This window comes from Nocardia coubleae NBRC 108252 (genome assembly GCF_001612805.1).
GTDB lineage: Bacteria > Actinomycetota > Actinomycetes > Mycobacteriales > Mycobacteriaceae > Nocardia > Nocardia coubleae.
In genome coordinates, this window is record NZ_BDBD01000019.1 from 204067 (window position 1) to 217139 (window position 13073).

13 protein-coding genes are annotated in these 13073 nt (G+C 67.3%); 9 read left to right on the forward strand and 4 right to left on the reverse strand.

The features are described from left to right. The first annotated feature begins 463 nt into the window (after positions 1 to 463). On the forward strand, positions 464 to 1174 hold the full coding sequence (locus tag NCO8_RS20600) for a thioredoxin-like domain-containing protein (protein WP_084457340.1): 711 nt from the start codon (positions 464 to 466) through the stop codon (positions 1172 to 1174). Between the two features lies 1 nt (position 1175). Here NCO8_RS20600 and NCO8_RS20605 read toward each other — a convergent pair whose 3' ends face one another. Then, positions 1176 to 1601 carry a PPOX class F420-dependent oxidoreductase gene (locus NCO8_RS20605; protein ID WP_067641819.1) on the reverse strand — a complete coding sequence of 142 codons (426 nt, stop codon included), beginning with the start codon at positions 1599 to 1601 and terminating at the stop codon, positions 1176 to 1178. Positions 1602 to 1684: 83 nt separating this feature from the next. On the opposite strand from NCO8_RS20605, the gene NCO8_RS20610 reads away from it, so the two are divergent. Next, positions 1685 to 2044, forward strand: a complete 360-nt coding sequence (locus tag NCO8_RS20610; protein WP_067641820.1) for an NYN domain-containing protein — start codon at positions 1685 to 1687, stop codon at positions 2042 to 2044. A gap of 27 nt (positions 2045 to 2071) precedes the next feature. Here NCO8_RS20610 and NCO8_RS20615 read toward each other — a convergent pair whose 3' ends face one another. The 3 genes from NCO8_RS20615 to NCO8_RS20625 form a co-directional block, all read right to left on the reverse strand. Then, complete coding sequence (locus NCO8_RS20615; RefSeq protein ID WP_067641821.1) at positions 2072 to 2491, reverse strand: PIN domain nuclease; 420 nt, start codon at positions 2489 to 2491, stop codon at positions 2072 to 2074. Then, positions 2488 to 2697, reverse strand: a complete 210-nt coding sequence (locus tag NCO8_RS20620) for a type II toxin-antitoxin system VapB family antitoxin (RefSeq protein WP_067641822.1) — start codon at positions 2695 to 2697, stop codon at positions 2488 to 2490. Before NCO8_RS20620 ends, NCO8_RS20615 begins: the two co-directional genes overlap by 4 nt. A 233-nt stretch (positions 2698 to 2930) precedes the next feature. Beyond that, a complete protein-coding gene (locus tag NCO8_RS20625; protein ID WP_067641823.1) occupies positions 2931 to 3524 on the reverse strand; it encodes an SACE_7040 family transcriptional regulator in 594 nt (197 codons plus the stop codon). Between the two features lie 90 nt (positions 3525 to 3614). Here NCO8_RS20625 and NCO8_RS20630 point away from each other — a divergent pair, with 90 nt between their 5' ends. From NCO8_RS20630 to NCO8_RS20660, 7 genes are read left to right on the forward strand one after another with little or no spacing between them, the layout of a single operon-like run. Then, positions 3615 to 5222 carry a carboxyl transferase domain-containing protein gene (locus NCO8_RS20630; protein WP_245655444.1) on the forward strand — a complete coding sequence of 536 codons (1608 nt, stop codon included), beginning with the start codon at positions 3615 to 3617 and terminating at the stop codon, positions 5220 to 5222. 5 nt (positions 5223 to 5227) lie between these two features. Then, positions 5228 to 7420, forward strand: coding sequence for an acetyl/propionyl/methylcrotonyl-CoA carboxylase subunit alpha (locus NCO8_RS20635; protein WP_067642091.1), 2193 nt, complete (start codon positions 5228 to 5230; stop codon positions 7418 to 7420). Beyond that, positions 7417 to 8577, forward strand: a complete 1161-nt coding sequence (locus NCO8_RS20640) for an acyl-CoA dehydrogenase family protein (protein ID WP_067641824.1) — start codon at positions 7417 to 7419, stop codon at positions 8575 to 8577. The genes NCO8_RS20635 and NCO8_RS20640 overlap by 4 nt, the downstream gene beginning before the upstream one ends. Beyond that, a complete protein-coding gene (locus NCO8_RS20645) occupies positions 8574 to 9053 on the forward strand; it encodes a MaoC family dehydratase (protein WP_067485249.1) in 480 nt (159 codons plus the stop codon). Before NCO8_RS20640 ends, NCO8_RS20645 begins: the two co-directional genes overlap by 4 nt. Then, the gene (locus NCO8_RS20650) at positions 9050 to 9865 is read left to right on the forward strand and encodes an HpcH/HpaI aldolase/citrate lyase family protein (protein ID WP_067641825.1); all 816 of its coding nucleotides are present in this window, start codon (positions 9050 to 9052) and stop codon (positions 9863 to 9865) included. The genes NCO8_RS20645 and NCO8_RS20650 overlap by 4 nt, the downstream gene beginning before the upstream one ends. A 19-nt stretch (positions 9866 to 9884) precedes the next feature. Further along, entirely contained in the window at positions 9885 to 11828 is a 1944-nt protein-coding gene (locus tag NCO8_RS20655) for an acetoacetate--CoA ligase (RefSeq protein WP_245655445.1), read from the forward strand. Between the two features lie 12 nt (positions 11829 to 11840). Continuing rightward, the gene (locus NCO8_RS20660; RefSeq protein ID WP_067641827.1) at positions 11841 to 13052 is read left to right on the forward strand and encodes a TetR/AcrR family transcriptional regulator; all 1212 of its coding nucleotides are present in this window, start codon (positions 11841 to 11843) and stop codon (positions 13050 to 13052) included. Positions 13053 to 13073 lie beyond the last annotated feature (21 nt).

Consider the following 13073-nt stretch of genomic DNA (forward strand, 5'->3'; position numbering starts at 1 on the left):
TAAGGCTATATCAGTCCTATATGTATCAAATCTTTCTCCGGAAAACCGGGTAGACAACTACACAGGCCTCGTCACGCGCGATTTCAAGAATCAAGCGTGGAATGGAACACCGAGCCACGAGGCCGAGCTATCATCGTGGGTTGAATGGACGGGCCTACCTCGATAGCACCAGCTCAATCGAGTTTGAACTGCAACCCGGCCAAGTCAGGATCGGCCTCATGATTTCGGTCGAGGCCGAATAGTTGAGGACGTGAGACATTAGGAAGACACGCCGTATAAATTTCCGTAATATCAAACGATAGATCCGTGTCGACAACCCCTGTAGCAGCCGACGTGCCGACAGATATGTAACGGCCAGCCGACTGCGGTTGGCGCGGTGATAGCCGGAGCAAGCCGCACGTGACGGTAGGGGTTCCAGGAGCCGATGCTGTGTCTGACACCAGGACGAGGAGGAGCGGCCACTATGCGGGTTCGTGTCGGGTTGGGGCTGATGGTGGTCGCGGCGGTCGCGCTGACCGGCTGCAATGAGACCAAGGCCGGTCATCCGACGATCACCTTGGATGGCTTCGCCCCAACCAACGACAACCAGGACCCGGCCAAGGGCATCCCCGGCGTCGTCATCGCCGAGTTCCCGCTGGGGAATCATGTGCCGAGCACGCAGCGGGTGGCGTACACGTCGATCCCGCCGATGGGTGGCACGCACGATGCGGTCTGGGCGGCCTGCGACGGTGTCGTCTATCCCGAGGGCATCCGGACCGAGAACGCGGTGCACTCGCTGGAACACGGCGCGGTCTGGATCGCCTACAACCCCGCGCGGGTGAGTGCCGACGATCAGGCGACGCTGCGGAACAAGGTGCAGGGCAGGACATACACCTTCATGTCGCCCATCCCGAACATGGCCGACCCGATCTCGCTGCAGTCGTGGGGCCACCAACTCGTCCTCGACAGCGCGACCGACGCGCGCGTCGACCAGTTCATCACCGCCCTGCGCAACAACCCCTACACCACACCGGAACCCGGCGCTTCCTGCAGCAATCCGATCTTCGACCGCGATCCCGCGCCATACGACCCGTCCACTCCCGGCCCTGACGCCGCACCGATGGACAACGAGCCCGTCTTCCCGACCGAAGTACCCGTCCTCCCGCCCGAACCGGATGTGCCCGCGCCCCGCTGACCTACCCGGTCATGTCGAAATGCGCGATGACCTTCGTCGGCCGCACCCGCACCACCAGCTCCCCCGGCACCCCGTTGCGCTTGCCGAACTCCTCGGCCCGGTCCGCACCCATGTACCGGGCGGCGATCGCGGTCGCGGTCCGCACCAGCTCCGCCGGATCCTCCGACAACTCGACCGTCCCCTGCACCTCCACCAGCCCATAGGGCGGCTCTTCCAGATCCACACACATCGCAACCCGGGGATCCCGCGCGAACGCCCGCCCCTTCGCGGTCTCCTTCCCGGTGTTGAACACCAGCTCATCGCCTTCCACGATGAACCAGATCGGTGTCACCAACGGCCGCCCGTCCTTGGCCGTGAACGCCACCTTGCCCGTCCGTGTGCCGTGGGAAAGGAACTCTCGCACCTGAGGATCCGTCAGGGAAGTCATGTGCCCAGCGTAGGCCCCTCCCCTGCCACCACCCAGGAACCCGCGAGGCCTGTCGCTCCGCGCTGGAGGGGCAGACTGGGCTGATGGACCAGCTGATCGTCGTCGATGCGGCCAACGTCATCGGTTCGCGCCCCGACGGATGGTGGAAGGACCGAGCCGGTGCCGCCCGGCGATTGCTTGCCGAACTCGCCGGCCTCACCGACACCACCGATGTCATCGTGGTGCTCGAAGGTGCCGCGAAAGCAGGCGCCGATGTGGCCGTCAAACCACTGAAAGTCGTTCTGGCCCAAGGGTCCGGCGACGACACGATCGTCGACGTGGTCGCCACCGACCCTCACGACAAGATCATCGTCGTCACCTCCGACCGCGAACTCCGCGAGAGAGTCGCGGCCCACGGAGCCGAAACCGTCGGACCGAGCTGGTTGTGGGACCGGATTACCTGACCCGAGTCACAACTGCCGGTTGCGAACTCAACTAACAGTCCCCGGTTGCGCGATCCACCGGGTGGACTGGCCGGTCACCTTTGCCACGGCCTCGTAATCGTGGTCGTAGTGAAGCAACGTCAGATGGTTCGCTTCCGCAGTAGCCGCGATCGCGAGATCGGCAGCACCGGCACTACGGTGCCACCCTTGTTCGGTGAGCAGTTGCTGGACCTCGTGCGCCCGGACCCACACGCGGTCGGGCGTCGGCGCCCAGCCGAACAGCTCCCCGAACAACGCACGCTTACGAAGCCGATCCCCGAGTGACGTGGCGCTATAGAGAAGCTCGAGTTCCACCACATCACAGATCGCGATCACCCCTGAGTTGATGGTTTCGTGCCACGCACGTTGCAGAGCGGGATTCGCGATCAACCGCACGGCGGCCGACGTGTCGACCAGATAGCTGATCACGACCGATACGTGGACTTGTCGAGCATCCCGTCGAAATCCCCATTTTCGGCCATCGCCGAGAGCTCGTTCAGCGCCTTGACCCGCTGAAGCCGTTTCGCTACCTCGGCAAGCGCAGCGTTGACCGTGTCCTTTTTGGTCGACGTTCCGAGGAGTCGTTGCGCCTCTTCGAGCGCCTCGTCATCGACTTCGATCAGAAGTTTGGACATGGCACCACCTGAACTAGGAGATATATACAGTGTCAATACAAAGTATATATGGTGTCGCTCGCCGAGCCAACCGAGGTGGTCCCATCAGAGCCGCGCCTTTCGACTCGTCAACGGCGCTGGTCGTCGACGAGGTCCGGGACCGGACCGGCCTGTGCAGGGTCGGGGGCCGGACGTTTCGGTTGACTCGCGGGCTGTACCCGACCTTCCGCACGCAATTGATCCGGTCGACTCTCTCAGCCGGCCGTCAGTGCGGCCAAGGCCATCTGCCGCAGCACCGGTCTGGCCCTGGACGCACTCGCAGCCGACGCACTGTGCGGTGTGGAGTTGATGAGGCCGAAGGCGGCGTGGGCCTGGATGCGGGCGGTCTCCTCGGCGAGGCCGGGGCGCAGTTCGCGGAGGACTTCCACCCACACTTCGACGTATTGACGCTGGGTGCGGCGCAGGACGCGGCGTTCGGGGGTGGGGACCTTGTCGAGGTCGCGGTCCTGGATGCGGATGAGTTCGGGGTTGCCGAAGGCGAAGTCGAGGTGGAAGTCGACCAGGCCGGCGAGGGCTTCGGCGGCCGTCGAGGATTCGGCGACCACGGCGCGGCCGCCGGCGAGCAGATGCTCACTGATGCCGACGAGCAGTTCGACCAGTAGTGCCTCTTTGTTCGCGAAGTGCCGGTAGACGGCGGGTCCGCTGATGCCGACGGCGGCGCCCAGGTCGTCGAGGCGCACACCGAGGAAACCCCGGTCGGCGATCAACCGGGCGCCTGCCGTGAGCAACTGCTCCCGGCGCTGGGCCTTGAGCTGCTCGCGCCGGGTCGCCTGGACGGGTTCGGCCACCGGCGCTCCTTCCACCTCTGGACAACTTGGTTAATCAACATTAACCTGAATTTCAGTTATTGGCGATTAACCGGATGGCAGGATGGCCCGATGACGGTGACACACGACCTCGGCAATGACACCGAGGCCGCCACGAGCAATCGAGACGCGCACCTCGCCCTGGTGGCAGACCTGCGGCAACGGCTGGCCACGACCGCGCTCGGCGGCCCGCAGAAGTCGCGCGAACGCCACGTCGCCCGAGGCAAGCTGCTCCCCCGGGACCGCATCGACGAACTACTCGACCCGGGCAGCCCCTTCCTCGAGCTGGCGCCGCTGGCGGGCAACGGCATGTACGACGACGAGTGCCCCGGCGCGGGTGTGATCGCGGGCATCGGCCGGATCGCGGGCCGGGAATGCCTGGTGCTGGCCAACGACCCGACGGTCAAGGGCGGCACCTACTACCCGATCACGGTGAAGAAGCACCTGCGCGCCCAGGAGGTGGCCGCGCAGAACAACCTGCCATGCGTGTACCTGGTCGAGTCCGGCGGCGGGTTCCTGCCCCGCCAGGACGAGGTGTTTCCCGACCGCGACCACTTCGGCCGCATCTTCTACAACCAGGCGAACATGAGCGCGCGCGGTATCGCGCAGATCGCGGCGGTCCTCGGCTCGTGCACCGCCGGTGGCGCCTATGTGCCCGCGATGGCCGACGAGGCCGTGATCGTGCGCGACCAAGGCACCATCTTCCTCGGCGGCCCGCCGCTGGTGAAGGCGGCGACCGGTGAGGTCGTCACCGCCGAGGAACTGGGCGGTGGCCTGCTGCATTCGCGCACTTCCGGCGTCACCGATCATCTCGCCGACGACGACCGCGACGCGCTGCGCATCGTCCGCAATATCGTGTCGACGCTCGGTCCGCGCCCCGAGGCCCCGTGGGAGGTGCTGCCGAGCACCCCGCCCGCCAAGCCCGAGGACGAGCTCTACGACGTGGTCCCCGTCGACCCGCGCACACCGTACGACGTGCGCGAGGTGATCGACCGGATCGTCGACGGCGAGAGCGGTTTCCAGGAATTCAAGGCCGAGTACGGCAAGACCCTGGTCACCGGTTTCGCCCGCATCCACGGCCATCCGGTTGGCATCGTCGCCAACAACGGCGTGCTGTTCAGCGAATCCGCCATGAAGGGCGCGCATTTCATCGAACTGTGCGACAAGCGCAAGATCCCGCTGCTGTTCCTGCAGAACATCACCGGCTTCATGGTCGGTCGCGACTACGAGGCAGGCGGCATCGCCAAGCACGGTGCGAAGATGGTCACCGCGGTGGCGTGCGCGCGGGTGCCGAAGCTGACGGTGGTGATCGGCGGTTCCTACGGCGCGGGCAACTACTCCATGTGCGGGCGCGCGTATTCGCCGCGCTTCCTGTGGATGTGGCCGAACGCGCGCATCTCGGTGATGGGTGGCGAGCAGGCCGCCTCGGTGCTGGCCACGGTGCGCGGCGACCAGCTCGACAGCGCGGGCAAGCCCTGGTCGGCCGAGGATCAGGAGGCGTTCAAGGCCCCGATCCGCGAGCAGTACGAGACCCAGGGCAACCCCTACTACGCGACGGCACGCATCTGGGACGACGGCGTGATCGCCCCCATCGACACCAGAACCGTGCTCGGACTTGCCCTTTCGGTGTGTGCGCAAGCGCCACTCGAACCCGTTTCCTACGGCGTCTTCCGGATGTGAGCGACATGCTGAACAAATCCCAACCCGTCGAATTCGACACCGTCCTGGTCGCCAATCGCGGTGAGATCGCGGTGCGCGTCATCAAGACGTTGCGTGCCATGGGCATTCGTTCCGTCGCGGTGTACAGCGACGCCGACAAGAACGCGCGCCATGTGCGCGAGGCCGATGTCGCGGTGCGACTCGGCCCAGCGCCCGCGCGCGAGAGCTACTTGTCGATCGAGAAGGTCGTCGACGCCGCTGTGCGTTCCGGCGCGCAGGCGGTGCACCCGGGTTACGGCTTCCTGTCGGAGAATTCGGCGTTCGCCGCCGCATTGGCCGACGCGGGCATCGTCTTCCTCGGACCGCCCGCCAAGGCCATCGAGGTGATGGGCGACAAGATCACCGCGAAGAAGACGGTGACGGCGTTCGGTGTGCCGGTGGTTCCCGGCATCGCCGAACCCGGGCTCACCGATGATCAATTGATCGCGGCCGCAACCGATATCGGCTATCCCGTGCTGGTGAAGCCGTCGGCCGGTGGTGGTGGCAAGGGCATGCGCCTGGTCGAGCGGGCCGAGGACCTGCCCGCCGCGCTGGTGAGCGCCCGCCGCGAAGCCGGTGCCGCCTTCGGCGACGACACCCTGTTCCTGGAACGTTTCGTCACCCGGCCACGGCACATCGAAGTGCAGGTGCTGGCAGACGCTTTCGGCAATGTGGTGCACCTCGGTGAGCGCGAGTGCAGTTTGCAGCGCAGGCATCAGAAGGTCATCGAGGAAGCACCCTCGCCGCTGCTCGATGCCGCCACCCGGGCCCGGATCGGCACCGCGGCCTGCAATACCGCGCGCAGCGTCGACTACGTGGGCGCGGGCACCGTGGAGTTCATCGTCTCCGCCGACCGGCCCGACGAGTTCTTCTTCATGGAGATGAACACGCGACTACAGGTGGAACACCCGGTGACCGAGATGGTCACCGGCATCGACCTGGTGGAATGCCAGGTCCGGGTGGCCGCCGGGCAGAAGCTGGCGCGCACTCAGGACGAGATCCACCTGGTGGGGCACGCGATCGAGGCCCGCGTGTACGCCGAGGACCCGGGCCGAGGCTTCCTCCCGACCGGTGGCACGGTGCTCGCCCTGACCGAGCCGGAAGGTGAAGGCATCCGGGTGGATTCGGGACTGTCCGTGGGAACCGTGGTCGGCAGCGACTACGACCCGATGCTGTCGAAGGTGATCGCCCGCGGCAACACCCGCGCCGATGCGCTCGCCGCGCTCGACCGGGCGCTGGAACAGACGGTGTTGCTGGGGGTCACCAGCAATATCGAGTTCCTGCGCTTCCTGCTGGCCGACGACGATGTGCAGGCGGGTCGCCTCGACACCGCGCTGCTCGACCGCCGCGTCACCGACTTCGCCCCCGCCGAGCCGACCGATGACGAATTCATCGCCGCCGCCACGTATCACTGGCTGCGTCGTTGGCCGAAGCCCGATGCCGACCTGTGGTCGGTTCCGTCGGGCTGGCGACTCGCAGCGCCGGCGCCGACCGCGATCCGGCTCGCGTCGGGCGATCAGGTGCGCCACGTATTCATCACGGGCACACCGGATTCCGCGTGCGTGCAGCTGGCGAACGACGACGCCGCTCCATCGGGTGCGCGACAACACCGAGGCGACACCCAACTCCCAGCCGCGTCACAACACACAGGCGCAACGCAGCACCCTGGCGACCCGGTAACGACCGTCCGAACACACTCGGAGGAGCCCGCGGATCCAGGGACCAGCTCACTGACCGGCGCCCTGCTCGACGACGGCCTGGTCTTCACCATCGACGGCCTGCGCCGCAAGGTACGGGTGGCCGAGGCCGACGGCCAGCTGTGGGTGAGCGGCAACGGGCGCGTCTGCGTGCTGCGCGAAGTGGCGGAGGCGAGCGTTCGTGGCGATGCCGCGCACGTCGGTGACGCCGAAATCCGCAGCCCCATGCCGGGTTCGGTGATCGCGGCACCGGTCGCGAACGGCGCGACGGTCGCCGTGGGCGATCCGGTGATCGTGATCGAAGCCATGAAGATGGAGCACACCCTCACCGCACCGGTAGCGGGCACGGTGGAGGTGCTCGCCTCGCCTGGCACCCAGGTGAAGCTGGACCAAGTGCTGGTGCGCGTCGTCGCCCATCCCGCCGAAACCGACGACGCGAACACGGCCGACGCCGACACCGAACGTGAAGGAACCACCGCATGACCGACTACCTGTCCACCGGTTCCCTGCCGGAGGAATACCGTCAGCTCGCCCGCACCGTGCGCGACTTCGCCCAGCAGGTCGTCGCCCCGGTGTCGGCGAAACACGATGCCGACCACAGCTTTCCGTACGAGGTCGTGGCAGGCATGGCCGACATGGGCCTGTTCGGCCTGCCGTTCCCCGAGGAGTTCGGCGGCATGGGCGGCGACTACTTCGCCCTGTGCCTCGCGCTGGAGGAACTCGGCAAGGTCGACCAGAGCGTGGCCATCACCCTCGAGGCGGGTGTGTCCCTCGGCGCCATGCCGATCTACCGGTTCGGCAACGACGACCAGCGCGCGGAGTGGTTGCCCCAGCTCACCAGCGGGCAGGCGCTGGCCGGTTTCGGCCTCACCGAGCCCGACGCGGGCAGCGACGCCGGTGGCACCAGGACCACGGCCGTCGAGGACGGTGACAGCTGGGTGATCAACGGCAGCAAGCAGTTCATCACCAACTCGGGCACCGACATCACCCGCCTGGTCACCGTCACCGCGGTGACCGGCAACAACGGCGGCAAGAAGGAGATCTCCACGATTCTCGTGCCGACCTCGACGCCGGGTTTCGTGGCCGAGCCCGCCTACAACAAGGTGGGCTGGAACGCCTCCGACACCCATCCGCTGAGCTTCACCGATGTGCGGGTGCCGCGCGAGAACCTGCTCGGCGAGCGCGGTCGCGGTTACGCCAATTTCCTGCGCATCCTCGACGAGGGCCGCATCGCCATCGCCGCGCTCGCGGTCGGCGCCGCACAGGGCTGTGTGGACGAGAGCGTGCGGTACGCGGGCGAGCGGCAGGCGTTCGGCCAGGCCATCGGCCGCAATCAGGCCATCGCGTTCAAGATCGCCAGGATGGAGGCGCGCGCCCACACCGCGCGCACCGCCTACTACGACGCGGCCGCCCTCATGCTGGCGGGCAAACCGTTCAAGAAGCAGGCCTCGATCGCGAAGATGGTGGCCAGTGAGGCGGCGATGGACAACGCCCGCGACGCCACCCAGATCTTCGGCGGCAACGGGTTCATGAACGAGTACGTGGTGTCCAGGCACTACCGTGACAGCAAGATCCTGGAAATCGGTGAGGGCACAACGGAGGTGCAGCTGATGCTGATCGCAAGGGAACTCGGACTGTGACCGAGAAGCGCGTGGTGCAGCGCGGCCTGTGGTTCGAGGAGTTCGAGATCGGCACGATCTACGAGCACCGGCCCGGCCGCACCATCACCGAGGCCGACAACGTCCTGTTCACCACCCTCACCATGAACACCCAGGCCTTGCACCTGGACGCGGCCTTCGCCGACGCCCAGCCACCGTTCAACCAGCGGCTGGTGAATTCGATGTTCACGCTGTCGACCCTGGTGGGGCTCTCGGTGGCCCAGCTCACCCAGGGCACGCTGGTCGCCAACCTGGGCTTCTCCGAGATGACCGTGCCCGCCCCGCTGTTCCACGGCGACACCATGTACGCCGAAACCCTGGTCACCGGCAAACGCGAGTCCAAGAGCCGTCCCGGCGAGGGCATCGTCAGCCTCACGCACACCGCGCGCAACCAGAACGGCGTGGTGGTGGCGACCGCGGTCCGGCAGACCCTGGTACGCAAGGCGCCGACCACATGAGCGCCTGGCAGCCGACGGGTCCGGCCTGGCTGTTCTGCCCCGCCGACCGTCCCGAACGCTTCGCCAAAGCCGCCGCGGCCGCCGACGTGGTGATCCTCGACCTCGAGGATGGCGTGGCCCCCGCCGACAAGGCCGCCGCTCGGCAGGCCTTGCTCGACACCCCACTGGACCCGCAGCACACCGTGATCCGTGTGAACGCGGCGGGCACCGACGACCACACCGACGACTTGGCGGTGCTCGCCAAGACCGACTACCGGCGGGTGATGCTGCCCAAGTGCGAGTCCGCCGAGCAGGTGCGCAATCTCGCCGAGTGCGAGGTGATCGTGCTGGTCGAATCTCCCCTGGGCGCCGTGCGCGTCACGGAAACGGTGCAGGTGGACAACGCCATCGGGGTGATGTGGGGTGCGGAGGACCTGATCGCCGGGCTCGGCGGCAATGCCAGCAGGCACACCGACGGCAGCTACCGCGACATCGCCCGGCACGTGCGTTCCACCAGCCTGCTCGCCGCCAAGGCGTTCGGCCGGTTCGCGCTGGATTCGGTGTATCTGAACATCAAGGATCTGGACGGCCTTGCGGCGGAAACGCTCGACGCGGTCGCGGTCGGCTTCGACGGCAAGGTTGCCATCCACCCGAGTCAGGTTCCGGTGATCCGCGCCGGGTACGCGCCTTCCGAAGCCGAAACCGACTGGGCGCGCAGGGTTCTCGCCGAAGTTCCGAACCACCGTGGCGTATTCGCCTTCGAAGGGCGCATGGTGGACGCACCGGTATTGCGTCATGCCGAGCAGATCGTGCGCCGCGCCGACCTGTCCTGAACCGAGGAGGACCACGCCAGTGCAACCACAATGGGTACCGACCGACGACGACATCGCGGCTGCCCGGATCACCGATTTCGCCGCGTTCGTCACCGCCCGCACCGGCGTCTCCTATCCGGACTACCGAGCCCTGTGGCAGTGGTCGGTCGACGACCTCGAGGGGTTCTGGCAGGCGCTGTGGGACTACTTCGAACTCGGTGAGACGGCGGGCGAGGTCCTCGGTTCCCGGGAAATGCCTGGGGCACAGTGGTTTCCGGGCACGCGGTTGAACTACGTCGACCAGATCATCCGGATGGCCCAGTTCGGCAGGCCCGCGATCATCGCGCTGCACGAGGACGCCGAACCGCGCGAGATCCTGTGGTCGGACCTCATCGAGCAGGTCACCGTTTTCGCCCGCACCCTGCGCGAACAGGGGGTCGAGGCGGATGACCGGGTGGTGGGTTATCTGCCCAACATCCCGGAGGCGGTCGTCGCCTTCCTCGCGACCGCGAGCATCGGCGCGGTGTGGAGCGCCTGTGGACAGGACTACTCCGCCAAGGCCGCGCTCGACCGGCTCGGACAACTCGACCCGACGGTGCTCGTCACCGCCGACGGCTACCGTTTCGGCGGCAAGGACCACGACAAGCGAGCCGATATCGCCGCGCTGCGAGAAGGGCTGCCCGGTCTGCGCGCGACCGTCGTCGTGCCTCAGCTCGGTCTCTCGGTGCCGGACGCACTGGCCTGGGCCGACACGGTCACCGACGAGAATTTCGGCATCATCGAAACCACCCCGGTCGATTTCGATCATCCACTGTGGATTGTGTTCTCCTCCGGCACGACGGGACTGCCCAAGGGCATCGTCCACGGCCACGGTGGCGTGCTGCTCGAGCATCTCAAAGCGGTTGCGCTGCAATCCGATATCGGCACCGATGACGTCTTCTTCTGGTACACCAGCCCGAGCTGGATGATGTGGAATTTCCAGGTCGCCGGGTTGCTGGCAGGCGCGACCATCGTCACCTACGACGGCAGCCCCACCGCGGGCGGCCCGGATGCGTTGTGGCGCATCACTGCCCAGGTCGGTGCCACCGTATTCGGCACCAGCCCAGGGTATGTGCTCGGCTGCATCAAGGCCGGTGCGGTGCCGCGCACCGATCACGACCTGTCCGCCCTGCGCACGGTCGGCATCACCGGTTCGGCGCTGCCGGAGACGAGCGCGCTGTGGCTGAGCGAGAACGTCGGCCCGCGTGTGCAGGTGAGTTCGATCAGCGGTGGCACGGATGTGGTGTCGGCCTTCGCCGGTGGCGCGCCGACCGTACCGGTGTGGCCGGGTGAGCTGTCGGCCCCGTATCTCGGGGTGGCTCTCGACGCGTTCGACGAACAGGGCAAGCCGGTGCGCGGCGAGGTCGGTGAGCTCGTGGTGACAGAGCCGATGCCGTCGATGCCGGTCTATTTCTGGCGCGACGAGGACGGAAAGCGTTATCGCAACGCCTATTTCGACACCTACCCCGGCGTGTGGCGCCACGGCGACTGGATCACGCTCACCGAGCACGGCAGCGTGGTGGTGCACGGACGCTCCGACTCCACCCTCAACCGGCACGGTATCCGCATGGGCAGCGCCGACATCTACCAGGTGGTCGAGCAGTTCCCGGAGATCGCCGAGGCCCTGGTGATCGGCGCCGAGCAGCCCGACGGCGGCTACTGGATGCCGCTGTTCGTCGTGCTCGCACCCGGCGCCGAACTCACCGACGACCTGAAAACCCGGATCAATGCCGCCATCCGGAGCGAGGTCTCGCCCCGGCACGTGCCCGACGAGATCCGCGAGGCGCCGGGCATTCCGCACACCCGCACCGGCAAGAAGCTCGAGGTGCCCATCAAGAAGCTCTTCCAGGGCGCCGATCCGGCTCGCGTCGTGGAACGCAGCGCGGTCGACGACCCGGCGCTGCTCGACTGGTATGCCCGGATCACGCCCTCCGACGCCGTTTAATACACTTCGGGTATGAATGTCGGCGAGTCTCGTGTGGCACGTGGGTCGGTAGTCGATGGTGTGCGGCGCAGGCCGAAGAATCGGCGCGCCCAGATCGCGGCCACCTCGGCGGCGGCGTTCGGGGCCGCCGGGTATCACGGGGTGAGCATGGAGGACATCGCGGCCGCGCTCGGCATCAGCTCGGCCGCGCTGTACCGGCACTACCCCAGTAAGTACGCGTTGTTCCGGGAGGAATTGCTGCGGGTCGGCCAGGCTTTCACCACGGCCGTCGAGGTACCCGCGGAGATCCGGTCGGCGCCGGAACGGTTGCGGCACAGGCTCGCCGGGCTCATCGGCGCCACCCTTGAGAACCGGGCGACCGTCACGCTGGTGCGCTGGGAGGGTCGCTATCTCGAGCCCGCCGACCGGGCGGTTCTCGATCGGCAGCAGAGTTCCGTCCTCGCCGGGTTCGACCGTGAACTCGCCGTCCTGCGTCCGGAACTGAGTGCCGAGGAGCTACGGCTGGTGTCCACGGCCATGTTCGGCGTGGTCACCAGCCTCGCCGACCACCACGCCGCGCTCCCCGCGCGGGCGGTGCACAAGCTGCTCGGCTCGGCGTGCATGTCGTTGCTCGAGTGCGAACTTCCGCCTGCCGCAACGGCTTCCGAGCAGTCGGTGCGGGCACAGATTCCCGCCGCGTTCAAACACGAACTGCTGCTGCGCAAAGCGGTCGAGCTGTTCCACGAACGTGGCTACCCGAATGTGAGTGTGGAGGACATCGCCTCCGCCGCCGGGCTTTCCGCCGCTTCGGCGGTCTACCGCTTCTACCGTGGGAAGAGCGACATCCTCGCCGCCGCGTTCCGCCGCGCCGCCGACCGGGTGTCCGGCGCCATCGGTCCCGCCGTCGCGAGCACCCCGCACAGTGCCGCCGCCCTCGATGTGCTGATCGACCAGTTCGTCGCCGACACCTTCGACGAACGCGCCCTCGCGGTGGTCTACTACGCCGAGTTCGGCCATGTCCCGGCCGAGGAACGCGCCGTCCTGCGCAATATCCAGCGCCTCAGCGTCCAGGAATGGGCCCGCCTCGTCCGCGAGGTCCGCCCCAACCTCACCCCCGCCGAGGCCCGCTTCCTCGTCCACGCGGCCTTCGCCATGGTCATCGACCTCGGCCAAGCCTTCGGCAACACACCCCTGGCCGGTCGCGCCCGAGTCGGCTTCCTCATGCGCCGGGTACTGCTCGGCTAGTTGTCCCGCCGCAGCCTGCCG

Bases quoted from the DNA above. Each gene is read 5' to 3' on its own strand.
- NCO8_RS20600 (WP_084457340.1), top strand. From the start codon at position 464: ATGCGGGTTCGTGTCGGGTTGGGGCTGATGGTGGTCGCGGCGGTCGCG.
- NCO8_RS20605 (WP_067641819.1), bottom strand. From the start codon at position 1,601: ATGACTTCCCTGACGGATCCTCAGGTGCGAGAGTTCCTTTCCCACGGC.
- NCO8_RS20610 (WP_067641820.1), top strand. From the start codon at position 1,685: ATGGACCAGCTGATCGTCGTCGATGCGGCCAACGTCATCGGTTCGCGC.
- NCO8_RS20620 (WP_067641822.1), bottom strand. From the start codon at position 2,697: ATGTCCAAACTTCTGATCGAAGTCGATGACGAGGCGCTCGAAGAGGCG.
- NCO8_RS20630 (WP_245655444.1), top strand. From the start codon at position 3,615: ATGACGGTGACACACGACCTCGGCAATGACACCGAGGCCGCCACGAGC.
- NCO8_RS20635 (WP_067642091.1), top strand. From the start codon at position 5,228: ATGCTGAACAAATCCCAACCCGTCGAATTCGACACCGTCCTGGTCGCC.
- NCO8_RS20640 (WP_067641824.1), top strand. From the start codon at position 7,417: ATGACCGACTACCTGTCCACCGGTTCCCTGCCGGAGGAATACCGTCAG.
- NCO8_RS20650 (WP_067641825.1), top strand. From the start codon at position 9,050: ATGAGCGCCTGGCAGCCGACGGGTCCGGCCTGGCTGTTCTGCCCCGCC.
- NCO8_RS20660 (WP_067641827.1), top strand. From the start codon at position 11,841: ATGAATGTCGGCGAGTCTCGTGTGGCACGTGGGTCGGTAGTCGATGGT.